This is a genomic window from Henriciella marina, from assembly GCF_027213945.1.
GTDB lineage: Bacteria > Pseudomonadota > Alphaproteobacteria > Caulobacterales > Hyphomonadaceae > Henriciella > Henriciella marina_A.
Window position 1 is genome coordinate 497,424 of sequence record NZ_JAPWGW010000003.1, and the last position, 24,585, is coordinate 522,008.

A 24,585-nucleotide genomic window follows, 5' to 3' on the forward strand; every position below is an offset into this window, starting at 1 on the left:
GCAAGGCGCATCAAGCCGCCTCGTCGCGGAAGTTCTGAATTTTGAAAGCGTTATTCGCCCGGCCGGATCACTTCGTCCGCGACACGCTCATAGACGCGGTGGGTGAAGGCATATTCGTTCCGGTCGTCAGCCGGATAGGTCGTTCCGCTTACCTCTTTGAACGTGTCGAGCCCCTCGACCGAAAAGAAGACATCGCCATCAACGTCAGCGTCAACATCAGTGATGTAGAGGCGGTCGGCCAGCGGCATCGCGCGCTCGAACAGGCTTTGGCCACCAATCACGAAGATCTCGTCCATATCGGCCTTTTGCGCCATGGCTCGCGCAGCTGCGATCGCAGCGTTCATGTTTGAATAGACTCGAGCTCCGCATGCGGCATAGCTCCAGTGCCGGGTCAGCACGATGTTCTGGCGGCCAGGCAACGGCTTGCGCGGCAAGCTTTCCCACGTCTTGCGACCCATGATGATAGGCTTGCCAAGCGTAATCTGCTTGAAGAGCTGAAGATCATCTGGAAGCGACCAGGGGAGCGTCCCATCCTTGCCGATGGCACCATTGCGGTCGCGCGCAACGATAAGGGCAAGCTTCACATTCTGTGAGATGGGCATAAATTACCTCTCAAAAGCTGGCGGGTCTTTCCACGCCTCTGCGTACCGGCGGGCCGTCATTACGCGGACTCCGTAAACCTTCAATGCTGGCCCTGCTCAAGGAACTGCTGTTTTTCATGATGACTTTCTGGGACGGTTTCGTCGCCGCGCTGACCAATCAGCAGCCAGCATTACTATTTCCGGTTTTTTTCGGCCTTGTTCTGACATCCGGCATCATCTGGGTCGCAAACGGGCGCTTCTGGGCGTTTGTCTATTTCGCGACCATTCCTTTCCTGAACTGGTCCTTCGGTGTCATCGACAGCATTTCCCTCATGGCGCCGTCAGAAGCCTTTGATCGCGGAATCGAACTTCATCCACTGACCGTCGTTACCGGTCTTGTCTTTGTATTCCGCGACTTTGTGCAAAGGCGAATGGGACATAAGGTCCTGATCGTAATGGCCCTCGCCATCGCATGGTCATTCTTCTACGCTTGGCCGGTGATCGCGCTCGCTTCCGGCATCGCCTTTGCTATTTCGGAAATCACAGACTGGCTCATCTTCACGCTGACAAAGTACCGCCTTTCAACACGCATCCTTCTGTCGAGCGCAATTGCGGCCCCGGTCGACACAACGATCTTTCTCTATGGCGCTGATCTTGCTCGCCAGATGCAGCTTGGCGATGAGCCGGGCAACATGCTCCATCTCGCAAACTGGGTCGTCTTTATCGTGGGCAAGATGTCAGGTGCTGCCGTCATCTCCTACTATATCCGACAGCGTGAAAAGCAGGGCCTGATAGACCCGTATGATGATGACGGCTTCACGCCCGAAAACAAACCGGCGAACGCCTGACCTCACGACAGTGTTTTCACCGCCTCCTGCTTCGCTATGGTCTGGTCAGAACAACCAGACCAAAGGGAGGTCCTCATGAAACTCGGTAGCAACACACCCGCCGTGGTGACCGGCGGCGCGTCCGGCCTCGGGCGCGCAACCGCAGAGGCGCTCGCCGCCCAAGGCGTAAAAGTCGCGATCTTCGACATTCAGGAAGAGAAAGGCGAGGAAGTCGCCAAAGCCATTGGCGGCGTCTTCTGCAATGTGAACATTCTGGACGAAGCCTCCTGCGAGGCCGGCTTTGCAAAGGCACGCGACGCGCATGGGCAGGAACGCATCACCGTGCACTGCGCCATGACGTCTGGCCGCGGCAAGACGCTTTCCTTCGACAAGGAATCGATGAGCTATAAGCGCACACCTACTGATCAGTACGACAGGGGCGCGCAAGGCATCCTGGTCTCATCCTACCGTATCGGCTCCATGTCCGCAGAAGGCATGGCCAATTCAGAGCCGCTAAACGACGATGGCGAACGCGGCTCGATCACGCTGACGGCATCCGTCGCTGCGCAGGACGCCCAGATCGGTCAGGTCATCTATGGCTCGTGCAAGGCTGGCGTGAACGGCCTCGTCCTTCCGATGGCGCGTGACATGATGGATGTAGGCATCCGTGTGAACTCAATCATGCCCGGCATTTTCGCGACGCCGCTAATGCTTGGTGCGCCTGAGAAGGTTCTGAACAGCCTTGCCGCGTCAGTCCCTTTCCCTAAACGCCTCGGCAAGCCGGAAGAGTTTGGCTCGCTGGCGGTGGAAATCGCCCGTAATACCTACCTCAACGGCCACAATTTCCGCCTCGACGGGTCTATCCGGATGGCGCCGCGCTAGCCGAGCGGCCCACGTATTTCTCCTTATCGCCGTCTGCCATCTGTGGTCCGATGTAAGCTGGAAATCCAGCTAGAAGGAGCAAGCATATGGCAGGCGGACCCAAGGACTACAAAGCGATCACCTCATCTGTAAATGATGGGATCGGCGGCCTGCGCGAGCATGGCGGCGAAGTCCTGAAGGCTTTTGGTGGGCTTTCAAAAGCGGCCATGACAGACGGCGCGCTGGACAAGAAGACCAAGGAACTGATCGCACTCGCCATTGGCGTGTCCAAGCAGTGTGACGCCTGCATCGGTTTTCACACGCAGGCGCTTCGCAAGCTGGGCGCCAGCGATGAGGAAGTTTCCGAGATGCTCGGGGTCAGCGTCTATATGGGCGGTGGGCCATCCCTGATGTACGCCGCCGACGCCTGGACGGCCTGGCAGCAGACTGGAGGCTAGCTTCGGTCAGACGGCTACAGGCGCCTTGATGTGCTTGTGCGCCTGATAGCCAACCAGTTCGAAGTCTTCATACTCCCAGCCATACAGGTCGGTCTTGTCGGGATTCAGAACCATCTTTGGCGGCGCGAAAGGTTCACGTGTCAGCTGAAGCTTGGCCTGCTCCACATGGTTTGAGTAAAGGTGCGCATCGCCCAGCGTGTGAACGAATTCACCCGGCTGCAGGCCTGTCGCTCGCGCCATCATCATGGTCAGCAGCGCGTAGGACGCGATATTGAATGGCACGCCAAGAAAGATGTCCGCTGACCGCTGGTAAAGCTGGCAGTTCAGCTTGCCGTCCATGACATTGAACTGGAACAGGCAGTGGCACGGCGGTAGCGCCATCTCGTTCACATCCGCCGGGTTCCAGGCCGACACGACCAGTCGGCGGGAATTCGGATTGGTCTTGATCTCGTTCAGCACCCATTCGATCTGGTCAATGGTGCTGCCATCAGGCGCTGCCCATGAGCGCCACTGCTTGCCATAGACGGGCCCAAGATCGCCATTCTCGTCGGCCCACTCATCCCAGATCGAAACCCCATTATCCTTGAGGTACTTGATATTGGTATCGCCCTTCAGGAACCAGAGCAGCTCGATAATGATAGAGCGCAGGTGCAGTTTCTTGGTCGTCAGCAATGGAAAGCTGCTCCCAAGGTCAAACCGCAACTGACGGCCGAATACACCCAGCGTGCCGGTACCAGTGCGGTCACCGCGCGCAACACCGTTTTCAAGAACATCGGCTAACAGGTCGAGATACTGGCGCATGGCGTAAGCAATGACGACTCGCCAGCGTGAGTCCAGAGGGACCCCGCACCTGGCTCCAGAAATTTTGGCGCGGCTTCCCGTAAGCCGCCCCATCAGGGCGTTAACGCAACCTTACCCCCCACCATAAAAAGAACCGGGAGAGCGAAGCGGCATCCTAAGACCCCGGTTGTAGAAGACATACTGAACGAACCGCTTCCATCCGGATGAAAGCCCATGCTGACGACCCGTCTGACGAATTTACCCAAGAACAAACGCGGCAATGTCGCGGTGATCTGGGCATTCGCAATTCTACCTATCCTCGCTGTCGTAGGCCTGACGCTCGATTCGCAAATCGCCTTCAGCAAGAAAAGCCGGGTGCAACAATCACTCGATTCAGCCGTGCTCGCAGGGGCCCGGATGCTTCAGTCTTCCAATTCGCAGGAAAACGGCCGCGCGCATGCAGCAACATATTTTAACTCACTTGTTGCTAATAATGCGGGCCTGAATTGCGAACCGGTCGTCATCAGTTATCCGGCAGACGAAGAAATTCAGGCAGACGTCCGGTGTTTTCAGGACACCGCCATGAGCGGTATTGTCGGCCGCTCGCAGCTTGAATTCAACGTAACATCCACCGCGACCTACGGTGTCGGCAAACTCGATGTGGCCTTCGTCTTCGACATTTCAGGATCGATGAATTCACACGGTCGTCTGGCTTCGCTGAAGCTGGCCGCAGCTGACGCGGCGACCACGCTTCTACCACTTCCGGGCTCATCCAGTGATGGCGACGTGCGCATCGCTATGGTCGCCTATAACAGCATGATTGATGCCGGCCAGTACTTTGAAGAAGTAACAGGCCTCACCAAAAACCGCACCTATACGGCAAGTTACACCGCAGAAGTTGAAGAGTGCGAATGGGTCTGCCGGTTTGCGATTGGCCGTTACTGCATCAGCTGGCGCAATGAGTGTCGCGACGTCGACCGGGAAATGACCGCGACCAAGTCCGTCAATTCCACCTGCGTCTATGAGCGAGACGGCGATTTCCGGTTCGACGAGCATCAGCCGACCCAGCGCTCTACCCCCGACCTCATCGACACGCTGCCAGCTGGCCAGCGCCGGGCAACCACGGACGGGACGAACTCGTCCGGTTATCTCTCGACGGCGTATGCCGAATACGATTCATACCGCAATTCGTGGAATGTCGTCGGCGATGATTGTCTGAGCGTTAAACCTTTCGAGCTCAGCGACAATGCCACACAGATCCAGCTCTATATCCAGAGCCTCTATGCCAATGGGGGCACGGCAGGCCATCAGGGCATTGCCTGGGGCTGGTATCTGATCTCACCGGAATGGTCTGACGTTTTCGACAATAGTGCCGAGCCGCTTTCCTATGACGAGCCGGATACGACAAAGGCGATGATCATCATGACGGATGGTGAGTTCAACTCCCATCTCTATGGTGGACAGGGCAACTCGACCGAACAGGCCCGCGCGCTTTGCGACAGCATCAAGGAAGAGAATGTCGTGATCTTCACGATTGCCTTCCAGGCGCCGCCCGCTGGCGAAGATGTGCTGAACTACTGTGCATCAAGTGGCGAGCACGCTTTCAAGGCGTCCAATGGCGCTGAACTGAGCGCGAGTTACCAGTCGATCGCAACATCCATCTCGGACCTTCGCATCAAATACTAGGCCTGAGGCTCTAGGTTAATCACGGCCTGCCCGGCACGCTTCAATTTCACGCCAGAAATGAAGCGTACCGAAAGCCATCCTGAAAGAAGATGGGTGATATGGGCAGAAGCTTTCGGACCTTCGATTACAAGCGAAACAGAGAGGGTCAGATGGCCATCCTGTTTGCGCTATCGCTGTTTCCAATTGCCTTGATCGCGGGTTTCGCGGTCGACTTCCAGGTGCTGACCACCAACAAGTCCAAAGCCCAGAGCAGCATCGATTCGGCCGTTATCGCAGGGACCCGCGCCTATCAGGAAGGCGCGACCAAGCTCGAAGTCCAGCAGACCGTTCGCACCTATTTCAGTGCGCTCATCTCCAACGGTCCTTTCCCGCTGACCTGCACGCTCCCCGCCGTTGTCATCGACGAAACCGATGTGGAAGCTACGACGCGCTGCACGATGGAGACATTTCTGGCGAAGATCGCGGATATCGACACGTTTGAGTTCGACGTCGAAACAGCGACCACTTACGGCATCGGCAAGGTTGATGTCTCCTTCGTTTTCGATGTTTCCGGTTCGATGGATGGACAGCGCATCGCAGACCTGAAGATCGCGGCGCGCGATGCCGTCGATACACTGCTCGTAGAAGAGCCCAAACCCGGACACGAAGACGACATTCGCATTTCCATGGTCGCCTATAATGGCGCCTTCAATGCGGGCGACTACTTCGAGGCCGCAACGGGCAGCTCAAGCTCGCAAAGCGTCAACTATTACTACGATGGGCGCTGGTACACTTACTATTACGACTCGACTTGCGTGTTCGAACGCGAGGGGAGTCAGGCGTTCACCGACGCTGCACCGGGCCCCGGTCAGTACGTGGTGAAGGCGGATGTCTATCGCCGCGATGATTGCGGCGATGCGGAACCTCTCGCCCTGACCAGTTCGCGCCAGCCGCTCTACAATTATATCACTGCGCTGGGCGCTGAAGGGAACACGGCCGGCCACCTTGGTGTGGCGTGGGGCTGGTACATGATTTCGCCAGCATGGAGCACTGTCTTCCCCGAAAGCGCCGCCCCCCTCGCCTATGACGAGCCAGATAGTGCCAAGGCCCTTATCCTGATGACGGACGGCGCGTTCAATACAGTTGGCGACAGCTCAAACGGTAATTCGACCTGGCAGGCCAAGCAGCTCTGCGATGAGGCCAAGGCTGCAGGCATACGCATCTATTCGGTCGCGTTTCAGGCCCCGGAGGCGGGCCGCGAAGTGCTCCAGTACTGCTCCAGCGGGTCGGAATTTTTCTTCCGTCCAGAGAACGGTCAGCAGCTTCAAGATGCCTATCAGTCCATCGCAAGCTCCATCTCCGATCTGCGGATCACACTCTGACCCCTTTCATCGGCGCGGGTCGCGGCCTATATTCAATTTGTCCTTTCGAGGACTATGGCGATAAACGCGCGTGCAATAAGCGGTTCGGACCCGGGGGCGGTACCCGGCGCCTCCACCAATTCCCATCCTTCAGCGGGACGGCTTTGGGGGCGAAACAGGATCGACGGACGTGTAAAGACGATGCCTTCGCCCGGATGAGCTCCGTTAGAAGCTCACTCAACAATAGTTGCAAATGACAACTTTGCTGAAGGCGAACTGCTCGCAGCCTAGTCTGCGCTCGGTTTACCGAACTTAACTCCTAGGGCTTCAGCGCCTTAGGCGGGGCCCGGAGGCGCCTGGCAACAGAAGCCTCCACCTTACCTCTTCAGAATGCATCCCGACGCCCACTTGGAACGCGAGCACGCCAAGGCGCGTTTGCCTCTCATCTAAAGGAGAGAACAGATGTCCTCATTCGCGATTTATACTATCGGCTTCATCATCTTCCTTGGCGGGCTTATCTGGGCAGCAGTTGCACTTGGTGTTCCTGGCCAGTGGGTTGCTATCGGTGCCGTTATTCTCGCCGGGCTTGGTCTGATCACGGCTGTAACCAATACGCGCCGCAAGGACGAAACGCCTGCTACAGAAGGCGAACCGAGCAACTAGCACAGCTGCAAGGCGCTGGTTCAGTATGCCTGACCCTGCCTCGTTTGTGACGCAATCGTCATCAAGAGTACGGGCGAAACGCTGCTTGGCGCTTCGCCTCATGGATGAAGCATGTTGAACCGGCCGTTGTTACCGGTACAAACAGAACCCTTGAGAGGATTTTTGGATGACCGACTATATCGGCTATGAAGCGCTGACCCAGGCCGCGATGCGTGGCGTTGTGAGACAGACCCTTCGCCAGACCGCAGAGAACGGCGCGGCACCGGGTGAACATCACTTCTATATTACCTTCCGCACGAAAGCGCCTGGCGTGAAGATGGCGGATCAACTGATTGAGCGTTTCCCTGATGAAATGACGATTGTCATCCAGCATCAGTTCTGGGACCTCGAAGTGCATGATAGCCATTTCGAATTGATCCTGAAATTCAGCGGCGTGCCGCAGCACCTCTCGATTCCGTATGCAGCCATGACCCGCTTCGTCGATCCGGCGGTGAACTTTGGCCTGTCATTCGAGAAGGAGATGACCAAGGGCGAACCTGAGATCATCAGCCCGGCCAGCGAAACACCGGCCGAAGCGATAAAGGAAGAACCAGAGCCCGCAGCGAAAGCGTCGGGCGACGGTAGCGGCTCAACGGTCGTCAGCATCGACGCCTTCCGCCGGAAATAAGTATTGGCTGACCAGACTGACAAGCCGCGTTTGAGCGACGCCGACATGCTTGCGCGCTTTCGCAACTCGAAAAAGCGCCCCGCCTGTTCTGACACGCTGGGTATGGATCTCGCTGAAGTTCATCAGGACGAGATGCGCGTCATAGTTAACTTCGTCGCGCACGAAAGCTTCGCCAATCCGACCGGCGCAATCCAGGGCGGCTTTATTGCCGCCATGCTGGACGAAGCCATTTCGACCAACATCATCATCGCTTCGAACGTGACGATGACGGCGCCAACGCTTGAGATGAAGGTGTCCTACCTCGCCCCCCTTTTTGTTGGCCCGGCAAAGGTCGAGGCGAAAATCCTCAAACTTGGCAAGTCGGTCTGCTTCTCCGAGGCCCGCTGTTTTGATCCGGACGGGAAACTTGTGGCGACGGCGACAGCAACTGCTTCCCCCCGTCCCTTCAAGCGGTTCTGAACGCTTATCTATCGGCGCTAAAGCCACTTAATAATTTAACTTGATATTTGTCCCGCTGCGGGCATTTACAGAAGTTGCGCGACGCCAGCGCGGGCAAAACCCTGATTCCGTTCCCGGGCGGCGACCCGGCCTTTCAGGAGCTCGCCAGTCAATGATGCTGGTCCCCTGCTATCTTGCCGCCTCCGACATTGAAGGTCTGGGCGTTTTCTCCCGTGAACCCATCCGACGTGGTCAGCTGATCTGGCGCTTCGACCCGCGCGTTGACCGGATGATTTCCCTCGACAGCTTTACCGATGCAGACCAACGTCTTTCCGACTTCCTGAAGCGCTACACCTATATCCCGCCATATGACCGCCAGGTCTGCATCCTCGACGGCGACGAGGGCCGCTATATGAATCATAGCGAACAGCCCAACACCGACTTCTCGTCAATCGATTCAGGCTACGCGCTGTTCGATATCCCGGCAGGTGTCGAACTGACCTGTGACTATCGTGAGTTCGACACGACCGCTGACAACATGATGGCTTCCATCAGTCCGCTCGGTCGCCAGCTTCCGGCCGACTTCATGATGGCGATCAATACGGCAAACCCAGCGAACTAGCCACGTTCAGGCGCCGCCTCGCGCGCGCCTTTAATCCATCGCCTCGACGCGCATATAGATGCCTTCGCGCTCGCCCACCCGGCGCTCGACAAGAAGGCGCGCGACCTGATGATCGTCCGCGAAGGCGTTGCCCGATACACTGTCGAGCAACGCCTTTGCCAAATTGTCGAGATCCATCCAGGGCGGGTCGCCAGTATATTCCATCACGATGTGAACTGCGTAATCACCATGCCCGGGACGCAAGCGGGTAAAGTCCTTGCGAAAGAACTCCCTCAGCAGTGGCTTGTAGTATTTCGCCTGCGTCGTAAGGCCGAAGCAACGCACCTCCAGCGCACCTTCATCGGTGATCCGCGCGCGTACTTTTCCAGATTTGATCCAGTCGTCCATACGCTCACACCTAGAGCGCCACTGCATCACGCGCCACCACCCGAAAGGTGCGTCCGTTTTTCATTTTGCAGGTGATATATGAAATTTGACAGGATTGAGAGAGAGAACGTCATCCCTAACGTGCAAGAAGCTCCGCATGCGTAATTTTGCTTCTCTTGTGTCGAACTTCGTTCAACGAAACCCGACCCGCCTTCCCATTCTGGTCAGCGGCACGGCGATTACGCTTGCCACAATCAGCGCTTCGATCACTGTTGCGCTCGGCCTGAACCACAATGGCGCCCTTTTCATAGCCACCGCAATTTTCATTTCGTGTGCGATCGCTGTCCCCGCCGGCATCATCCACTATATGCGCGAGGTCGAAATCGCCGCGCATCAGGAAAAACTACAGGAACTGGCCGCGACCGACGCGCTTACCGGCATCATGAACCGCCGGACATTCGAGCGACTTGCGGAAAAAGAACGGGCGCGGATGGCGCGGACGGGCGAAACGGCTGCGATCATTCTGTTTGATCTCGACTGGTTCAAATCGATCAATGACAATTTTGGCCATGCAGCAGGCGATGAAGTTCTGAGGACGGTTGCCGGGCTGGCAGGAGGCGTCCTGCGCCGTCCCGTAGATGCGCTGGCCCGCTGGGGCGGTGAGGAGTTCGCGATCCTTCTGTCCGGAGTCACCCCGGCGCAGGCATATGGGGTCACCGAAAGGCTTCGCTACACCATAGACATGGCTGTTTTTGAAGAGGTTGCACAGGGCCTTTCGGTCTCTGCCAGTTTTGGTGTTGCCTCTTTTACCGCCGATACTTCGCTGCATAACGCGCTCAGCGAAGCAGACCGCGCGCTGTATGAAGCCAAGAAGGAAGGTCGAAATCGCACCGTGAGCAGAACAGATGCCGAGCGAAAGGTCATCGCCCTGACGCGTTGAGAGCGCGGGCGAACGTGACCGATTAACAACAATTGCCATTTTTGAGGCCGCTCCGGCCAAACCGTCTCACGACTGTTGCAAAGCACACATAGGAGGCACGCCAGCAGAACACTACATAGCGGAGCCTCCCATGAAAAATTTCCTCCTTACAACGACGACACTTGCCCTTGCTGCGGCGTTCGCGGCCCCTGCCCTTGCGCAGGATTCCAGCGAAGATGAGCTTCGCCAGACGACGGTGACGGTTACGGTCCAGAAGCGCGCGGAAAACCTGCGCGATGTTCCGGTTGCCGTCTCGGCCGTCGACAGCGAACTTCTCGACGATCTGGGTCTCGACGAGTTTTCTGACGTCGCCCGCTTCGTGCCCGGCTTCGAGGTTCAGGAGCAGAGCCCGAACAATCCAGGCTTCGTGATCCGCGGCATCACCTCCGATAGCGGCGAATCGAATATTGAGCCTCGTATCGCCATCTTCCAGGATGGTGTTTCAATCTCCCGCTCGCGCGGCTCCGTTGTTGAACTCTTCGACCTCGAGCGCGTCGAAGTCGCAAAAGGCCCGCAACCGACCCTGTTCGGGCGCGGCGCCCTCATCGGCGGCGTGAACGTAATCCAGGCCAAGCCGGAATTCGAACTCTCCGGCCAGGCAACCGCCGGTATCGGCAATTATGACGAGGTCTACCTCGACGGCCACGTCACCGGCCCGATCATCGAAGACACGCTTGCCTTCCGCATTGCGGGTCGCCTGCGTGAGCGCGATGGCTATGTCGAAAGCGTCAATCCGGCCGAAGAGGATTTCAACAGCCAGGACATGTCGGCGGTGCGCGCCTCGCTTGCCTTCACGCCGACCGCAGATCTGCGCTTCGACCTCATCGCCAACTATCAGGAAGACAGCCCATCCGGCACGAGCTTCAAGTCGAAGGCGTTCCTGCCCAGCCCGACAGGCTCTTCGGAACCATGGGACCCAGCCAACCTGAACACGTTCGGCGACTTCCTCGGCGGCAAGCCTCTCGGCCTTGAGCGCGACGTTACCAGCGTGACGCTTCTCGGCGACTGGCAGGTTTCCGACAGCATCTCGCTCTCGTCCATCACCGGTTATCGCGAGTTCGACAGCCTCGAAGTGTTCGATCCGGACGGTTTCGGTCTTGAGCTCCTTATCTTCGCTGAGGAAGCTTCAGGCGAACAGTTCAGCCAGGAATTCCGCGCTAACTATGACGCCGGTGGCCGCGTCCGCGGTTTCATCGGGGCGAGCTATTTCGACGAGACCGGCGAACAGAACGTCCCGCTCACCTTTGATGAGCGCGCCGTTCAGGCCCTTCTTGGCGGCTTCTTGACCCCGCCGCTGGCTCCACCGGTCGATGCACTGCCAGGCATCAACCTGACGGTCTTCCAGCAATCGGGCGGCACCGTCATTGTCCCGCTGAAGCCGATCCACAATGAGGGCTTCGTCAATGACGGCGAAACGCAGGCCTTCGAGGTCTTTGCTGACGCCACGGTCGATGTCACCGATCGTCTCCAGCTGACCGGCGGCCTTCGCTACACAACCGAAGACAAGGAGAGCGGCCTGCTCGTCGAACTCCTGAACGGCCCGAGCGCCGTGACCGGTGCCGGCCTCTTCGTCCAGCCATCGGGCGGGCGCATCGCTCGCAGCGAAACCTTTGATGACATCACCTGGCGCGCAGCGGCGAAGTTCGAGCTGACCGACACGGTCAACCTCTTCGCCAACTATGCCCGGGGCCGTCGCCCGGAAGTTATCACGGCTTCGGCCTCGGCCCCGTCCGCGGGCTTTGCCGTCCTCGATGCAGAGATCGTCGATGCCTATGAAGCCGGCGTAAAAAGCTCGCTTCTCGGCGGCGATCTCAGCCTCGAAGCCTCTGCCTTCTATTATGAATACAACAACTTCCAGTCGACGCAGATCAACGCACAGGGCCTGATCGAGCCGATCAATGCCGGCGACGCAACGGCTGAGGGTTTCGAGGCGCAGGCCAACTGGTATCTCTCCGACGCGCTCAACATCATTGCGAGCTATGGCTACAACTATGCCCGCTTCGACGATGAGCCAGGTGCCCCATTCGGTGGCAACAAGCTGCGTCTCTCGCCAGACCACAAGGCCAGCCTCGCGGCCCGTATCTTCATCATGGACGCAGGCTTCGGCACGCTCAGCATTGTGCCAAGCTATACCTGGCAGTCGGAAGTCTTCTTCGACAACACCGAGCGTGACCTGATAAGCCAGGACGCCTATGGCCTCGTAAACCTCAATGTCCAGCTGGACCTTGAGAACGGCTTCGGCGTCGAGGCTTACGTCAACAACCTCACCGGCGAAGACTATATCATCGATGCAGGCAATACTGGCGACGGCTTCGGCATCCCGACCTTCATCGCAGGCACGCCAACCTTCTACGGCGCGCGCATCCGCAAGTCTTTCTAGGCTTCTGGTTCGAACAAGTAAGAAAGGGCGCGTCGAAAGGCGCGCCCTTTCCTTTGCGCGCTAGATCCAGCCGGCGAGTTCGCGTGCGGCCAGTGTCTCAAGCAGGTCAATCGCCCGCTCTGAATCGTTGAGGCATGGCGCCACTGAGAAATGCGTCCCGCCTGCTTCCATGAAGCTGTCGCGGCCCTCCATGGCGATCTCTTCCAGCGTCTCAAGACAATCGGAAATAAAGGCTGGCGACACCGCCACCACCTTTTTCACGCCCTGCTCTGGCAGCGCTTCCAGCGTCTTGTCGGTATAGGGCTGCAACCATTCGGTGGGCCCGAAACGGCTCTGGAACGTGGTCATCGCAAATCCGTCCGCCCAGCCAAGCTTTTCAGACACCAGACGTGTCGTCTTGTGACAGTGGCAATGATACGGATCACCCTTCTCGAAATAGGCTTTCGGGATGCCGTGATAGCTCATCAGAACGCGCTCCGGCTCAAAGTCGAGGCCTGCGATATGTTCAGAAATGGAAGCGGCCAGCGCCTCGATGTAAATCGGGTGGTCGTGGAAGGGCGCCGCCGTGCGCACGGCTGGCTGCCAGCGCATGTCCTTCAACGCGTTGAAGCTGCGGTCGTAGACGCTGGCGGACGTGGTCGCCGAATATTGCGGATACAGCGCCATGACCGCGATCCGGTCGCACCCTTTCGCCTTCAGTGCTTCGATCTTCGAGGCGATGGAGGGATTGCCATAGGTCATGGCGAAATCGACAACCAGTCGCTCGCTACCAATGCGCGCATTCAGTATCTCGGCCTGACGCCTGGTATAGACCAGCAGCGGAGAGCCCTCATCGGTCCAGATCTTCTTGTAGGCCTCGCCGGACTTCTTCGGCCGGAAGGTCAGGATCGGCCCCTGCAGGATAGGCTGCCAGATCAGCGGACTTACCTCGATGATGCGTGGGTCGGAGAGGAACTCTGACAGGTAGCGGCGTACCGACTTGTAGTCGGTGCCGTCAGGCGTACCGAGATTGACCAGCAACAGGCCAACCTTGCCCTGCATCACATCCGGATGCCCATCCGGCGCGTGCGGCGGCTTGCCTTCAAGTACCTTGCCTGTCTCAACCATCGGATACCCCTCCGCGTCTCATGACTTCATAGATAGGGCGGCAGGCCGGGCGACAAGTGCGGGCGCTGCGACACGCGGGCGCAAACGCGCTTTTGCGCTTCCCGGTGGCCATGCTAAAGCGCCCGGGACCCGACTATTCAACTGACACACGAACAGGAGCCGACCCGATGGGCATCTTTGGCGACAAGCAGCCGAAACCACGTACCGAAAGCGACACGATGGGACCTGTCGAGGTCCCAGGAGACAAGTATTGGGGCGCGCAGGCAGAGCGCAGCCTCGGCAACTTCAAGATCGGCTGGGAAAAGCAGCCAGCTCCGATCGTCCGCGCGCTCGGTATCGTGAAAAAAGCCGCCGCCGAAACCAATATGGCGCTCGGCAAGCTCAACGAGAAACTGGGCAAGGCCATCGTCCAAGCCGCCGACGAAGTGATCGAGGGCAAGCTTGATGAGCACTTCCCGCTCGTCGTCTGGCAGACCGGCTCTGGCACCCAGTCCAACATGAACGCCAATGAAGTGATCTCGAATCGCGCGATCGAGATCCTTGGCGGGGAGATGGGCTCGAAGTCGCCGGTGCACCCAAACGATCACTGCAACATGTCGCAGTCCTCGAACGACACCTTCCCGACCGCAATGCACATCGCCTGCGCCGAGGAAGTCACCCACCGCCTCATCCCCGCGCTTCAGCAACTTCACAATGCGCTGAACGACAAGGCGAAGGCCTGGGCCGACATCATCAAGATCGGTCGCACGCACACGCAGGATGCGACACCGGTCACGCTCGGCCAGGAATTCTCCGGCTACGCCCAGCAACTCGCCAATGGCATTGAGCGTATCGAGATGACGCTTCCAAAGCTCATGGAGCTCGCGCAGGGCGGCACCGCCGTCGGCACCGGTCTCGCCTCCCCTAAAGGCTTCGACACGATGGTCGCCGACAAGATCGCACAGATCACCGGCCTCAACTTCCGCACTGCCCCGAACAAGTTCGAAGCGCTCGCGGCCCACGACGCCATGGTCTTCACGCATGGCGCGATCAGCACGGTCGCCATGTCCTGCTTCAAGATCGCCAACGACATCCGCTTCCTCGGCTCTGGCCCGCGCTCGGGCCTTGGCGAGCTTGCCCTGCCAGAGAATGAGCCGGGCAGCTCCATCATGCCGGGTAAGGTCAACCCGACCCAGTGCGAAGCCCTGACCCAGGTCTGCGCGCATATCCACGGCAACAATGCCGCCATCGGCTTTGCCGGCAGCCAGGGCCATTTTGAGCTCAACGTCTTCAACCCGATGATGGCCTACAACTTTCTCCAGTCGGTCCGCCTTCTGGCAGACGCAGCCGTCTCCTTCACCGAGAATTGCGTCGTCGGCATTGAGCCACGCCTCGACAATATCGAACGCGGCCTGAAAAACTCCCTGATGCTGGTGACACCGCTTAAGGAAAAGTACGGCTATGACCGCGCCGCGGCGATCGCCAAGAACGCCCACAAGAACGGCACCACCCTCAAGGAAGAAGCCATCAAGGACGGCATCCCCGAAGACGACTTCGACGCCATCGTCGACCCGTCCAAGATGATCTCGCCAGGCTGATTGCTGTTACACGCCATGTAAGCTAAGCTACATCGCATGGAGCTTCTTACATGGCGTACCGCAGCGGGACTAACGCAGCGCGAATTGGCCGCTGCAGTCGGCGTGAGCGCAATCCAGATATCCAGGCTGGAACGACGGTCGAGTTCTCCATCTGTGGAGACAGCGCGGCGGATAGAAGTCGTGACGAAGGGCGAGGTAACGGCCGCTGAACTTCTCGGTATCAAAGCGGCTGGCGAACGCCGCGGAGTCATGGAGGAGTCCAAGCACTTCGACTTTGACGCGTCCGATGATGCCCTTCTCGAAGAAGCCGCATCATATGGCCTGGATGCCGCAGAAATCGCCCGCGCAGCTGTAGAGCGCGCTGTGAAAGCCGAGCGCATGAAACGCTTTTCGGAAGAAAATCGCGAAGCCATCGAGAGCTGGAACCAACACTATAAGAAGCACGGTCTCTGGAACGAAAAGTATCGACTTTTCTAATGGATGAGCGCTTCGCAGTTCACGAGATCAGTGACGACCCGGAGCAGTTGATCGTGCTCCTCCAATACCCCCATGTGGATACTGGACCAGCAGTCCTCGTCGCGCCGCTACTCGCTGACACGGCCCTATTACCCATCCCATCTGTAACGATCGAAGTGGTCATAGGTGATCGGTCATACATTCTCGCGATGCACCAGCTTTCGGCCTTTCCGAAACAGCTGATCGGCGACCGGGTAGCTTCTCTTATCACCCACGAATACGAAATTCAGCGCGCCCTCTCCCGATTGTTCTTCGGCAACTAACGCCCACTGCCCTTGCCAGCGCGGCGGGCCTCCTCCAAACCGCATGAAGCAAACGAAGCGGAGGACACGCCATGAGCAATGATTTCAGCAATCTCTTTTCGGTAGAGGGCAAGACGGTGGTCATCACCGGCGGCTCGCGCGGCATCGGTGAGATGCTTGCGGCGGGCTACCTCGCCAATGGCGCCAAGGTCATCATCTCCTCGCGCAAGGCGGATGCCTGCGAAGAGACGGTCAAACGCCTCAAGGATCAGTATGGCGGCGAGATCTATGCCATTCCTTCCGATGTCGGCCAGATGGTCGGCATCCAGCACCTCGCTGACGAGATCGCCAAACGTGAAGACAAGGTCGACGTCCTGATCAACAATGCAGGCGTTGCTTGGGGCGCCACGCTGGAGGAGTTTCCGGAAAGCGGCTGGGACAAGGTGATGGACGTCAACGTCAAAGGCATCTTCTTCCTCTTCCAGAAGCTCATGCCGCTGCTGCGCAAGTCCGCTAGCGCGGATGACCCGGCCCGCGTGATCAACATCGCGTCGATCGACGGCATGCACACCTCGCCTTTCAGCGGCTATGCCTATGGCACGTCGAAGGCCGCCGTCATCCACCTCACCCGCTTCATGGCCTCTCAGCATGTGGGCGAGCACATCCTGGTCAATGGCATCGCGCCGGGGCCCTTCCCGACCTGGATGCTGTCGACCGGTGTCGGTTTCGGCGGCAAGACCGAAGGCGTCGACTGGGACTCGGTGGCAGAGCGAAACCCATCTGGGCGTGTTGGCACCCCGCAGGATATTGCAGGCCTTGCCATGTTCCTGTCCTCGCGCGCAGGCGCCTACATATCCGGCCACACCATTCCGTGTGACGGCGGCATCGTTTCGTCGAGCTAGCCGACACGCCCAACCAAAGTCAGCTCCAGTGACGGTCCGCATGTTGCGCCGCAATATAAAGACCGTCATACGGGCGCCTGACGTTTAACGCCAACAGACTGAGCAAGCCCCGTGACAAGCAAATCTCCATTCGCTGCGTTCGCAGATCGCCTCGGCGCACAGAATTTTTCGCAGGAAAACCTCGCCAAGTTCACGCCAAACCGGATCAGGATCGAGCTTCTGGCGGGTCTGACGGTGGCACTCGCTCTCGTGCCGGAGGCCGTGGCCTTCGCTTTCGTCGCTGGGGTTGATCCCCTGGTGGGGCTCTATGCCGCTTTCATCGTTGGCTTGATCACAGCAGCTATCGGTGGACGTCCGGGCATGATCTCCGGCGCAACCGGCGCTCTCGCCGTCGTCATGGTCTCACTCGTGGCCCAGCACGGTGTGGAGTACCTCTTCGCGACAGTCGTTCTCATGGGCATTCTTCAGCTCGCGGCAGGTATCTTCAAGCTCGGCAAATTCATCCGTCTTGTACCTCACCCTGTGATGCTGGGCTTCGTCAACGGTCTCGCTATCGTGATCTTCCTTGCCCAGCTAACCCAGTTCCAGGTGCCCGGCACGGCTGAAGTTTCTGGCCATGGCATGTCCGGCGGCGAATGGCTGAGCGGCTGGCCGCTTATCCTTATGCTGCTGCTCGTCGCGCTGACCATGGCGATCATCTGGGGTCTGCCAAAGCTCACCAAAGCAATCCCCGCCCCACTCGCGGGCATCGCGATTGTCGCCGCTGTCGTCATCGTCTTCGGACTCGACGTGCCGCGCGTTGGCGACCTCGCGTCTGTCGAAGGCGGCCTGCCGACCTTTCACGTCCCAATGGTCCCGCTAACCTGGGAGACGTTCGAGATCATTCTGCCCTATTCGGTGATCCTTGCCGCCATCGGCCTGATCGAGAGCCTGCTGACGCTGAACCTTGTTGGCGAGATGACCAATAAGCGCGGCGGCGCTAGCCAGGAATGCGTCGCGCAGGGCGCAGCAAATCTCGTCACCGGTTTCTTCGGCGGCATGGGCGGCTGCGCCATGATCGGCCAGTCCATGATCAACGTGAAATCTGGCGGCCGCACGCGCCTCTCTGGTCTTTCTGCGGCGCTCTTCCTGCTCGCCTTCATCCTTGTCGGTTCCGCCCTGATTGAGCAGATCCCGCTCGCCGCCCTGGTCGGCGTCATGTTCATGGTCGTTATCGGCACTTTCGCCTGGAACAGCCTGCGCATCATGACCCGCATCCCGCTGACCGATGCACTCGTCATCGTGCTCGTCACAACCGTCACCGTCTTCTACGACCTCGCCACGGCCGTGGTCGTCGGTGTCATCGTTTCGGCGCTCGCCTATGCGTGGAACAATGCCCGCCGCATCCGCATAATCGAGCGCGACTCGGTGCGCACGCCCGGCGCTCATGTTTATGAGATTGAAGGCCCGCTCTTCTTCGGCTCGACCGAAGGCTTCGCTGAACTCTTTCACCCGGAAACAGACCCTGACGTTGTTATCGTCGACTTCATGCGCTCTCGCGTCGTGGACCAGTCGGCCCTTCAGGCCATCGAAGACCTCGCCGCCAAATATGAAGCGCACGGCAAGACGCTCCGCCTGCGCCACCTCTCGCGCGATTGTCACAAGCTGCTGAAACGTGCCGGCCAGCTCATGGTCGATAGCGATGATGATCCGGACTATGCCGTCGCCGTGGACTATTCGGTTCGTACCGGGGCGTTTGGTAGCGGCCACTAGACAGGGTCAGCGCCCCTCCTTTTCACGCGAAACGTTCGGGCACTTTTCCCCTCAGACCTGAATTTACTTTGGGTTTCGCGCCCCTAACCCTTAAGCAGGTTGCCACGCGCCGGGGTTAGCGGGGGGCATGCGTGAACGATTTCATGCAGCAGATATGGAGGGTGATCAGCTCGCTCGCCGGGCAGGTCAGCCGTCTCGTTCAGGCTTACCCATCGGCTGCCGCCTATCTTGGCGGCGCTGCGCTCGTCATCGTTTCGGGCTTTATAGGCACGATCTACGTCAGGCGCTGGCAGGAACGGACCCGCCCCGCCCGGATCGCGGCCCTGAAGGCCGACTATGACGAAAAGCGCAAGATCCACGACACACCCCAGCTTCACGCCTCCCTGCTTGATCAGAAATTTGCTGCCTTCTCGCTTTTCTCAATTCTGGCCAGCGCGCTTGGCTGGCTTAGGTCGTACGCGCCGCTTCAGGACATCGCCCTGTTCGGAGTCACTTTTGAGGATATGGCCCTGGCAGGCGCGATCATTTTCGCGCTCATCGCCCTTGCCGCCCTCCTCCATCGATGGCTCTGGACGCGCACCTTTGCCAATTGGGATCAATGGGAGGAAAGACGCCGCGCCGACATCGTCCGACTACAGGAACAGACGCTGAAAAAGCGCCGCAGCCTGAACGTGAACAGCAAAACCGACGCTCAGCTTGAGAATGATGCCGCGGAAGCCCTGACACACGCGACCAATGACAGGTTCAGCACCTTCCTCAATCCGCCTCGCAAGAAGATGCCAACCGTCCTTGCCAAAGGCATCAGCGACGGCAGAAAACAGCGAGCCTGGCAGATCGGCGTCGTGGAAAAGTCGATAGATGATCGCTACGGCTTCATTGTCGAACGGGTCGCAAACGCGTCATCTAATCTGAGCGAAGATGGCCAGCGCTTTTACTTCAACCGGGTGAGCCTTTGCAGTGAGGGCTTCCCGGACATCGGTGACGACATCCTCTTCATGAGCTCCAGCAAGCGCACAGCCGTCGAGGGCAAAGAGGAACCGGCCTACCTCGTCTGCGTCCGCGAAAAGCCTTGCCAAGGGTTCGTGCGCCGGGTGCTGTCGCGGCGGGCCTGCCTGGTCGAAATCGTGGACGGGTATGAGAACTATACCTCGGTACTTGCCGTGCTGGACACCACCCTTCTGGAAGCGGGGACACGCCTCATAGGCGGCGAGCGCGTTGAGGGGATTGTGACCCACAACAATATCGGCGTGATGCTCAAAAAGCTGAAACTGGTGACCCGCGCCTGACATCTTGGGCGTGCCCCGCTTGATGGGATATGCTCGATTGGACCTCAATCCGAATCAAAAAAGGCGCGCCACATATGTCCAAAGCCCCTGTCGGCTCTAAAGCCAATCCGTCCGAATTTGACGTTCTTTCCAAGCTTGGTGAGGACGAGCCCTACTTCGTGATCCGTGCGCATGACCCGCTCTCTTCGGCGCTTGTTGAGCTGCATGCCTATATTGGCGCAGGTCAGGCTGGCGCTGCGCACAACAAGCTTGCCGAGATCATGGCGCTCACCTCCGCCCGTGCCCCGCGCCCGGCCTCCAGCCCGAAATACCGGGAGACCTTTGCGATCTCGCTGGCCATGGAGCAGTGGCGCGACCAGCACCAGGACTAGCTTGATGCAGCTGCCGGACGCCCCGTTCGCCAATGATTACGTTCGGCTCGTGCCGTTCGATCCGGGCGTTCATGCCGGCCAGCTGCGTGACATGGCAGAGCGCTCCGGTGAGCGCCTCGCCACGTGGCCTTTCTACAATCCGCCGGGCGACTGGATCACCCCCTGGACGAAGACAATCCGCCAGCGCACCGAGGCAGGCACGCTGCGGCCGTTTGCGGTCCTGATGCCGGATGGGCGCTTTGCCGGGATGACAGCCTACCTCAATCCGAATTCAGACTGGCGCAATGTAGAGGTCGGCATGACGATCTACGCGCCAGAGTTTCAGGGCGGCATCGTCAATCCAGCCAGCAAGCGGCTTCTGCTCGCCAATGCCTTCGACGCCGGCGCCATCCGCGTCTACTTCCATGTCGATGAGCGCAACACCCGCTCGCGCCGCGCCGTGCTGAAGCTTGGTGCCACGCAGGAAGGCATCCTGCGCCACAACCGCATCCTGCCCGACGGCCATCTGCGCAATACGGTCGTCTTTTCGATCCTTGCCGAGGAATGGCCAGCAGTCCGCGACCGGCTTGACGCGCGGCTCGCAAATGGAGGCAAGGCGCCATGACCACGCCCATCAATCTCAACAAGGCGCGCAAACAGAAGAAGCGCGCCGAGACCGAGAAGAAAGCCGCCGAGAACCGGGGGAAGTTCGGCCGCACCAAGGCTGAGAAGACCGCCCAGAAATCAGAAACGGCCCGCGCCAGTAAAGGCCTCGACGGCGCAAAGCGGGAACAGTAGCGCATAAAGCGGCGTTCAATTCTGGTCGTTAACTTCCAGAAAGGAACAGCACGCCCATGTCCCGCATCCTGCTCACCACCAGCGTCGTGTCAGTCAGCTTTCTGCTGGCGACCATGATCGGCTTCCTGATGGGCGCCGCCTGAACGACGCCCAACTCACCTAGTTTATGGCTGGCGCCGTGTACCCTGTCAGCCGGTCCAGAACCTGCAGGCCGTTGCGGTAGGCCGAGAGGCGCGACAGCGAGTCTGCATATTGCGGGTCAACCTGCATGCCAGAGGCGCGAGCCTGCTGCGCCGCCTCGGCATAGAGTGCATGAGCCTCGTTGAAATTCGCTGCAGATTCGTAGCAGGCCGCAAGATTATGCGTGACCGCAGGCGCTGACGGGTACTGGACATGCAGATCCTGCCACACTGCGCAGGAGGCATCGGGCGAGCGATTGCCTGCATCGACAGCAGATTCAAAGCGCGGGTCGGCCGCGACAACCGGGTCCATCGCATCCTTGACGAATACCGCCCTCATAACCGCATTTCGCGGCGCAATTTCATTGCGAATGTCACTTAGCGTGCTGACCAGTGCATCGCGCACCAGACCTGGCGGGGGCTGCATGCCCGCAGACAGGCCATAGGTCCAGCCGCCGCCATGACCCCGGCGTCCGCGGCGCCCGACAACGTAGACGTCTTCACAGCTCTCGGCGCTCGAGCTTCCGAAAAAAGTGTCCTGATAGATCATCCGGCCGCTGCCATACTCGATCAGGCGCGGGGTCACCGAGACATTCACCGTCTCACGCAGGCAGATCTGCTCGACTTCGGCCCGGCGCTCACAGTCAAACGGTCCATCCCATTCCACACACTCGGTCTGGGAGGTTGAGTATTCTTCGGCCTCATAACCTTCAATATCGATATTGCCTTCATAGATGCCAGCACGCTGCCCATCGGGCACATAGCCATCACTGTACCGGGCAATGCTGAACCAGGGCATCCCGTCAAAGGTTGCGTTGGAGAGCATCGCCTCGAACTCAGACGCATACCAGTTTCCCGCAGGCCCATTGAACCGGCCAACATCGACCGTTCGGGTTTCAACCGCTTCAGTGTTCGCAGGGACAAGCCGCGCCGAATAGTCAATGCCCGGCGTTGCGCACGCTGTAAGTCCTGCGACAGCTATCAGACTAAGTGCTAATTTCATTTCCGGTCCCCCCATTATCTGTCGAGAGTGGCACCAGTGTTCGCAATCATCAAGTGAACTGACCCTGAATACTTTCTCAATAAGAAAAACATTGAACCTCCCTCCTTCATACGCCATCTGCCAGACCAGACTTTTGCAATGGGAGTATTCGCATGTCCTCAGCCGCCGCCCTGTTTGAACCCTTCAAGCTAAAATCGCTGGAGCTCGACAACCGGATCGTCATGGCGCCGATGACCCGCGGTTTCAGCCCGGACGGCGTACCGACCGATGATGTTGCCGCATATTACGCTCGCCGCGCTGCTGCCGATGTTGGCCTTATCCTTTCCGAAGGCACGCTGGTGCGCCGCAAGGGCGCGTCTGACAATCCAAACTATCCCCTCTTCCACACCGATGCGGCCCTGTCCGGCTGGCAGAAGGTCATCGAGGCTGTCCACGCCGAAGGCGGCAAGATGGGGCCTCAGATCTGGCACCAGGGCCTGCTGCGCAAGACCGGTACCGGTCATTTTCCGGACGCCCCGTCCGACAGCCCATCCGGCATCACCCATAAGGGCAAGCAGCTTTTCGAAGCGCCATCTGACGAAGAAGTCGCCGACATGGTCGCGGCCTACGCCGACGCTGCAAAGAGCGCAAAGGAGCTCGGCTTCGATACGCTCGAGATCCACGGCGCACACGGCTACCTCATCGACCAGTTCTTCTGGGACGTCATGAACAGGCGCGAGGACAAATATGGCGGCAGCCTACCAGAGCGCGCGCGCTTTGCCGGTGAGATCATCTCTGAAATCCGCAAGGCGGTCGGCCCCGATATGCCGATTATCCTGCGCTTCTCGCAGTGGAAGCAGCAGGACTATGCCGCACGCCTCGCTGAGACCCCGCAGGAGTTCGAAGCCTTCCTCAAGGTCTTCGTCGACGCAGGCGTCGATATCCTCCACGCCAGTCAGCGCCGCTTCTGGGAAGCAGAATTCCCTGAAGTCGACGGCGAGAAGGGCCTCAACACGGCAGGATGGGCGAAGAAGCTCACCGGCCTTCCAACCATCACGGTCGGGTCTGTTGGCCTCTCATCAGAATTCACCGGCGCGATGCGCGGCGAAGGTTCCAAGACACGCCCGATCACCGATGTGGTCGAGCGTCTGGAAAAAGGCGAGTTCGACCTCGTCGCCGTTGGCCGCGCTCTGCTCCAGGACCCGGAATGGGCAACCAAGGTCAAGGAAGGCCGCACTGAGGAGCTTTCCGACTATGACGCCAAGGCGATGGCGACGCTCTACTAGAGCCACCTTCTCGAATGCAGAAAGGGCGGACCTCACGAAAGGTCCGCCCTTTTTCTTTGGCGTTATGCCCTACCGGTATCAGACCGGTTCTGGCCCGCCCTTCGCGCTAATCCACAGGGCGTGGATCACCGCAGGCAGCCAGAAGAAGAAGCATAGCACGATGTTGATGATGAGCTGCAGACCAACGCCGGCTTTCAGGAAGACCGCGATTGGTGGCAGGAAGATGGATAGAAGTATCTGGACCAGTGACATGAATGTTTCCTTTTGTTCAGATCAAGTAACGCGCGTTCTGCCTTCAGCGTTCCTGAAAATTAGTTGACAGTTCGCGCGGGCCAGTGCCTCCCTGTGCGCCTATTACGGGGGAATACTGATGAAACTGACCATTGTGATCGCCGCCATCGCCCTGCTCGGTGCCTGTGGTGAAAGGCCCGGGCCTGCACCTGACACCGCAGCCGAGGCGCCTGCGGCATATCCTGAGACGGAGATGGGCGAGACCGGCAATATGGCGAACGCGACGGACAACACAGTCGTCATCCAGCGCGTCTATGAGGGCTTCGCCAACGGCGATATGGCCGCCGTTCTGGCTGACTTTGCCGACGATATCGTCTGGAACGAAGCCGAAAACAGCCCGTATTCCGACCGTAATCCCTATGAAGGCGCCGACGAGATCGTCAGCGGCCTGTTTGCACGGCTTGGCGGCGAGTGGGCCTATTTCAATGCAACCCCGTCCGACTATGTCGCCGAAGATGACAAAGTCGTCGCGATTGGCCGCTACACCGCTGAACACGGTGAAACCGGCAAGTCGATGGACATTCCATTTGTGCATGTCTGGACGGTGAAGGACGGCAGGATCACGGCCTTCCAGCAATATACAGACACGCTGACCCATACCGACGTCATGCAGGCGGACTGACTAAAATTTCCGCGTGACTACCCCAGCGGCAGACCGATCACCCTGGC

Annotated in this window: 28 protein-coding genes and 1 other RNA gene; 23 read left to right on the forward strand and 6 right to left on the reverse strand. The window is 59.1% G+C overall.

The window, feature by feature from the left end:
• Nucleotides 1-50: 50 nt before the first annotated feature.
• Nucleotides 51-602: a dihydrofolate reductase gene (locus O4G74_RS11660; RefSeq protein ID WP_269402781.1), complete on the reverse strand. Its 552-nt coding sequence runs from the start codon at nt 600-602 to the stop codon at nt 51-53.
• A gap of 116 nt (nt 603-718) precedes the next feature.
• On the opposite strand from O4G74_RS11660, the gene O4G74_RS11665 reads away from it, so the two are divergent.
• The 3 genes from O4G74_RS11665 (at nt 719) to O4G74_RS11675 (ending at nt 2,727) form a co-directional block, all read left to right on the forward strand.
• Nucleotides 719-1,429, forward strand: a complete 711-nt coding sequence (locus tag O4G74_RS11665) for a VUT family protein (RefSeq protein WP_269402782.1) — start codon at nt 719-721, stop codon at nt 1,427-1,429.
• A gap of 75 nt (nt 1,430-1,504) precedes the next feature.
• Complete coding sequence (locus O4G74_RS11670) at nt 1,505-2,290, forward strand: SDR family oxidoreductase (RefSeq protein ID WP_269402783.1); 786 nt, start codon at nt 1,505-1,507, stop codon at nt 2,288-2,290.
• Nucleotides 2,291-2,376: 86 nt separating this feature from the next.
• Complete coding sequence (locus tag O4G74_RS11675; protein ID WP_269402784.1) at nt 2,377-2,727, forward strand: carboxymuconolactone decarboxylase family protein; 351 nt, start codon at nt 2,377-2,379, stop codon at nt 2,725-2,727.
• A 6-nt stretch (nt 2,728-2,733) separates the two neighbouring features.
• Here O4G74_RS11675 and O4G74_RS11680 read toward each other — a convergent pair whose 3' ends face one another.
• Nucleotides 2,734-3,528, reverse strand: a complete 795-nt coding sequence (locus O4G74_RS11680) for a thymidylate synthase (protein WP_269402785.1) — start codon at nt 3,526-3,528, stop codon at nt 2,734-2,736.
• A 213-nt stretch (nt 3,529-3,741) separates the two neighbouring features.
• Between O4G74_RS11680 and O4G74_RS11685 the strand changes: the two genes are divergently transcribed.
• The 7 genes from O4G74_RS11685 to O4G74_RS11715 all read left to right on the forward strand — a co-directional run bounded on the left by O4G74_RS11685 (nt 3,742) and on the right by O4G74_RS11715 (nt 8,923).
• On the forward strand, nt 3,742-5,193 hold the full coding sequence (locus tag O4G74_RS11685) for a TadE/TadG family type IV pilus assembly protein (protein ID WP_269402786.1): 1,452 nt from the start codon (nt 3,742-3,744) through the stop codon (nt 5,191-5,193).
• Nucleotides 5,194-5,291: 98 nt separating this feature from the next.
• Nucleotides 5,292-6,554, forward strand: a complete 1,263-nt coding sequence (locus O4G74_RS11690) for a TadE/TadG family type IV pilus assembly protein (RefSeq protein WP_269402787.1) — start codon at nt 5,292-5,294, stop codon at nt 6,552-6,554.
• Nucleotides 6,555-6,910, forward strand: a transfer-messenger RNA (tmRNA) gene (ssrA, locus tag O4G74_RS11695).
• 85 nt (nt 6,911-6,995) lie between these two features.
• A complete protein-coding gene (locus tag O4G74_RS11700; protein WP_269402788.1) occupies nt 6,996-7,196 on the forward strand; it encodes a hypothetical protein in 201 nt (66 codons plus the stop codon).
• A gap of 166 nt (nt 7,197-7,362) precedes the next feature.
• Nucleotides 7,363-7,863, forward strand: a complete 501-nt coding sequence (locus O4G74_RS11705; protein ID WP_269402789.1) for an SspB family protein — start codon at nt 7,363-7,365, stop codon at nt 7,861-7,863.
• A gap of 3 nt (nt 7,864-7,866) precedes the next feature.
• The gene (locus O4G74_RS11710; RefSeq protein ID WP_269402790.1) at nt 7,867-8,322 is read left to right on the forward strand and encodes a PaaI family thioesterase; all 456 of its coding nucleotides are present in this window, start codon (nt 7,867-7,869) and stop codon (nt 8,320-8,322) included.
• A gap of 151 nt (nt 8,323-8,473) precedes the next feature.
• The gene (locus O4G74_RS11715; RefSeq protein WP_269402791.1) at nt 8,474-8,923 is read left to right on the forward strand and encodes an SET domain-containing protein; all 450 of its coding nucleotides are present in this window, start codon (nt 8,474-8,476) and stop codon (nt 8,921-8,923) included.
• A gap of 30 nt (nt 8,924-8,953) precedes the next feature.
• Here O4G74_RS11715 and O4G74_RS11720 read toward each other — a convergent pair whose 3' ends face one another.
• Entirely contained in the window at nt 8,954-9,310 is a 357-nt protein-coding gene (locus tag O4G74_RS11720; RefSeq protein WP_269402792.1) for a RusA family crossover junction endodeoxyribonuclease, read from the reverse strand.
• Between the two features lie 136 nt (nt 9,311-9,446).
• Here O4G74_RS11720 and O4G74_RS11725 point away from each other — a divergent pair, with 136 nt between their 5' ends.
• Together O4G74_RS11725 and O4G74_RS11730 are read left to right on the forward strand one after the other, a co-directional pair.
• Entirely contained in the window at nt 9,447-10,229 is a 783-nt protein-coding gene (locus tag O4G74_RS11725) for a GGDEF domain-containing protein (RefSeq protein WP_269402793.1), read from the forward strand.
• 130 nt (nt 10,230-10,359) lie between these two features.
• Nucleotides 10,360-12,648, forward strand: a complete 2,289-nt coding sequence (locus O4G74_RS11730; protein ID WP_269402794.1) for a TonB-dependent receptor — start codon at nt 10,360-10,362, stop codon at nt 12,646-12,648.
• Nucleotides 12,649-12,708: 60 nt separating this feature from the next.
• Here O4G74_RS11730 and hemH read toward each other — a convergent pair whose 3' ends face one another.
• A complete protein-coding gene (hemH, locus tag O4G74_RS11735; RefSeq protein ID WP_269402795.1) occupies nt 12,709-13,755 on the reverse strand; it encodes a ferrochelatase in 1,047 nt (348 codons plus the stop codon).
• A gap of 167 nt (nt 13,756-13,922) precedes the next feature.
• Here hemH and fumC point away from each other — a divergent pair, with 167 nt between their 5' ends.
• The 9 genes from fumC to O4G74_RS11780 all read left to right on the forward strand — a co-directional run bounded on the left by fumC (nt 13,923) and on the right by O4G74_RS11780 (nt 21,178).
• Nucleotides 13,923-15,332 (forward strand): class II fumarate hydratase, encoded by a 1,410-nt coding sequence (gene fumC / locus O4G74_RS11740; RefSeq protein ID WP_269402796.1) that lies wholly within the window; start codon nt 13,923-13,925, stop codon nt 15,330-15,332.
• A 36-nt stretch (nt 15,333-15,368) separates the two neighbouring features.
• Complete coding sequence (locus O4G74_RS11745; RefSeq protein ID WP_269402797.1) at nt 15,369-15,809, forward strand: type II toxin-antitoxin system CcdA family antitoxin; 441 nt, start codon at nt 15,369-15,371, stop codon at nt 15,807-15,809.
• The gene (locus O4G74_RS11750; protein WP_269402798.1) at nt 15,809-16,111 is read left to right on the forward strand and encodes a CcdB family protein; all 303 of its coding nucleotides are present in this window, start codon (nt 15,809-15,811) and stop codon (nt 16,109-16,111) included. Before O4G74_RS11745 ends, O4G74_RS11750 begins: the two co-directional genes overlap by 1 nt.
• Before the next feature lie 71 nt (nt 16,112-16,182).
• Nucleotides 16,183-16,992 (forward strand): SDR family oxidoreductase, encoded by an 810-nt coding sequence (locus O4G74_RS11755; RefSeq protein WP_269402799.1) that lies wholly within the window; start codon nt 16,183-16,185, stop codon nt 16,990-16,992.
• Between the two features lie 204 nt (nt 16,993-17,196).
• Nucleotides 17,197-18,744 carry a SulP family inorganic anion transporter gene (locus O4G74_RS11760; RefSeq protein ID WP_419715398.1) on the forward strand — a complete coding sequence of 516 codons (1,548 nt, stop codon included), beginning with the start codon at nt 17,197-17,199 and terminating at the stop codon, nt 18,742-18,744.
• Nucleotides 18,745-18,875: 131 nt separating this feature from the next.
• A complete protein-coding gene (locus O4G74_RS11765; protein WP_269402801.1) occupies nt 18,876-20,030 on the forward strand; it encodes a hypothetical protein in 1,155 nt (384 codons plus the stop codon).
• Between the two features lie 74 nt (nt 20,031-20,104).
• Nucleotides 20,105-20,401: an aspartate decarboxylase gene (locus tag O4G74_RS11770; protein ID WP_119380427.1), complete on the forward strand. Its 297-nt coding sequence runs from the start codon at nt 20,105-20,107 to the stop codon at nt 20,399-20,401.
• A 4-nt stretch (nt 20,402-20,405) separates the two neighbouring features.
• Nucleotides 20,406-21,005: a GNAT family N-acetyltransferase gene (locus tag O4G74_RS11775; protein ID WP_269402802.1), complete on the forward strand. Its 600-nt coding sequence runs from the start codon at nt 20,406-20,408 to the stop codon at nt 21,003-21,005.
• Complete coding sequence (locus tag O4G74_RS11780) at nt 21,002-21,178, forward strand: DUF4169 family protein (RefSeq protein ID WP_269402803.1); 177 nt, start codon at nt 21,002-21,004, stop codon at nt 21,176-21,178. The genes O4G74_RS11775 and O4G74_RS11780 overlap by 4 nt, the downstream gene beginning before the upstream one ends.
• Before the next feature lie 159 nt (nt 21,179-21,337).
• On the opposite strand, the gene O4G74_RS11785 is transcribed toward O4G74_RS11780, so the two are convergent.
• Complete coding sequence (locus O4G74_RS11785) at nt 21,338-22,360, reverse strand: hypothetical protein (RefSeq protein ID WP_269402804.1); 1,023 nt, start codon at nt 22,358-22,360, stop codon at nt 21,338-21,340.
• A 152-nt stretch (nt 22,361-22,512) separates the two neighbouring features.
• Here O4G74_RS11785 and O4G74_RS11790 point away from each other — a divergent pair, with 152 nt between their 5' ends.
• Nucleotides 22,513-23,625, forward strand: a complete 1,113-nt coding sequence (locus O4G74_RS11790; RefSeq protein ID WP_269402805.1) for an NADH:flavin oxidoreductase — start codon at nt 22,513-22,515, stop codon at nt 23,623-23,625.
• Between the two features lie 78 nt (nt 23,626-23,703).
• Here O4G74_RS11790 and O4G74_RS11795 read toward each other — a convergent pair whose 3' ends face one another.
• On the reverse strand, nt 23,704-23,877 hold the full coding sequence (locus O4G74_RS11795) for a YqaE/Pmp3 family membrane protein (RefSeq protein ID WP_119380422.1): 174 nt from the start codon (nt 23,875-23,877) through the stop codon (nt 23,704-23,706).
• Nucleotides 23,878-23,995: 118 nt separating this feature from the next.
• Here O4G74_RS11795 and O4G74_RS11800 point away from each other — a divergent pair, with 118 nt between their 5' ends.
• Nucleotides 23,996-24,538, forward strand: coding sequence for a nuclear transport factor 2 family protein (locus tag O4G74_RS11800; protein ID WP_269402806.1), 543 nt, complete (start codon nt 23,996-23,998; stop codon nt 24,536-24,538).
• The last annotated feature ends 47 nt before the right edge of the window (nt 24,539-24,585 follow it).

Bases quoted from the DNA above. Each gene is read 5' to 3' on its own strand.
- O4G74_RS11660 (WP_269402781.1), bottom strand. From the start codon at position 602: ATGCCCATCTCACAGAATGTGAAGCTTGCCCTTATCGTTGCGCGCGAC.
- O4G74_RS11665 (WP_269402782.1), top strand. From the start codon at position 719: ATGATGACTTTCTGGGACGGTTTCGTCGCCGCGCTGACCAATCAGCAG.
- O4G74_RS11670 (WP_269402783.1), top strand. From the start codon at position 1,505: ATGAAACTCGGTAGCAACACACCCGCCGTGGTGACCGGCGGCGCGTCC.
- O4G74_RS11675 (WP_269402784.1), top strand. From the start codon at position 2,377: ATGGCAGGCGGACCCAAGGACTACAAAGCGATCACCTCATCTGTAAAT.
- O4G74_RS11680 (WP_269402785.1), bottom strand. From the start codon at position 3,528: ATGCGCCAGTATCTCGACCTGTTAGCCGATGTTCTTGAAAACGGTGTT.
- O4G74_RS11685 (WP_269402786.1), top strand. From the start codon at position 3,742: ATGCTGACGACCCGTCTGACGAATTTACCCAAGAACAAACGCGGCAAT.
- O4G74_RS11690 (WP_269402787.1), top strand. From the start codon at position 5,292: ATGGGCAGAAGCTTTCGGACCTTCGATTACAAGCGAAACAGAGAGGGT.
- O4G74_RS11700 (WP_269402788.1), top strand. From the start codon at position 6,996: ATGTCCTCATTCGCGATTTATACTATCGGCTTCATCATCTTCCTTGGC.
- O4G74_RS11705 (WP_269402789.1), top strand. From the start codon at position 7,363: ATGACCGACTATATCGGCTATGAAGCGCTGACCCAGGCCGCGATGCGT.
- O4G74_RS11715 (WP_269402791.1), top strand. From the start codon at position 8,474: ATGATGCTGGTCCCCTGCTATCTTGCCGCCTCCGACATTGAAGGTCTG.
- O4G74_RS11720 (WP_269402792.1), bottom strand. From the start codon at position 9,310: ATGGACGACTGGATCAAATCTGGAAAAGTACGCGCGCGGATCACCGAT.
- O4G74_RS11725 (WP_269402793.1), top strand. From the start codon at position 9,447: ATGCGTAATTTTGCTTCTCTTGTGTCGAACTTCGTTCAACGAAACCCG.
- O4G74_RS11730 (WP_269402794.1), top strand. From the start codon at position 10,360: ATGAAAAATTTCCTCCTTACAACGACGACACTTGCCCTTGCTGCGGCG.
- hemH (WP_269402795.1), bottom strand. From the start codon at position 13,755: ATGGTTGAGACAGGCAAGGTACTTGAAGGCAAGCCGCCGCACGCGCCG.
- fumC (WP_269402796.1), top strand. From the start codon at position 13,923: ATGGGCATCTTTGGCGACAAGCAGCCGAAACCACGTACCGAAAGCGAC.
- O4G74_RS11745 (WP_269402797.1), top strand. From the start codon at position 15,369: ATGGAGCTTCTTACATGGCGTACCGCAGCGGGACTAACGCAGCGCGAA.
- O4G74_RS11750 (WP_269402798.1), top strand. From the start codon at position 15,809: ATGGATGAGCGCTTCGCAGTTCACGAGATCAGTGACGACCCGGAGCAG.
- O4G74_RS11755 (WP_269402799.1), top strand. From the start codon at position 16,183: ATGAGCAATGATTTCAGCAATCTCTTTTCGGTAGAGGGCAAGACGGTG.
- O4G74_RS11770 (WP_119380427.1), top strand. From the start codon at position 20,105: ATGTCCAAAGCCCCTGTCGGCTCTAAAGCCAATCCGTCCGAATTTGAC.
- O4G74_RS11775 (WP_269402802.1), top strand. From the start codon at position 20,406: ATGCAGCTGCCGGACGCCCCGTTCGCCAATGATTACGTTCGGCTCGTG.
- O4G74_RS11780 (WP_269402803.1), top strand. From the start codon at position 21,002: ATGACCACGCCCATCAATCTCAACAAGGCGCGCAAACAGAAGAAGCGC.
- O4G74_RS11785 (WP_269402804.1), bottom strand. From the start codon at position 22,360: ATGAAATTAGCACTTAGTCTGATAGCTGTCGCAGGACTTACAGCGTGC.
- O4G74_RS11790 (WP_269402805.1), top strand. From the start codon at position 22,513: ATGTCCTCAGCCGCCGCCCTGTTTGAACCCTTCAAGCTAAAATCGCTG.
- O4G74_RS11795 (WP_119380422.1), bottom strand. From the start codon at position 23,877: ATGTCACTGGTCCAGATACTTCTATCCATCTTCCTGCCACCAATCGCG.
- O4G74_RS11800 (WP_269402806.1), top strand. From the start codon at position 23,996: ATGAAACTGACCATTGTGATCGCCGCCATCGCCCTGCTCGGTGCCTGT.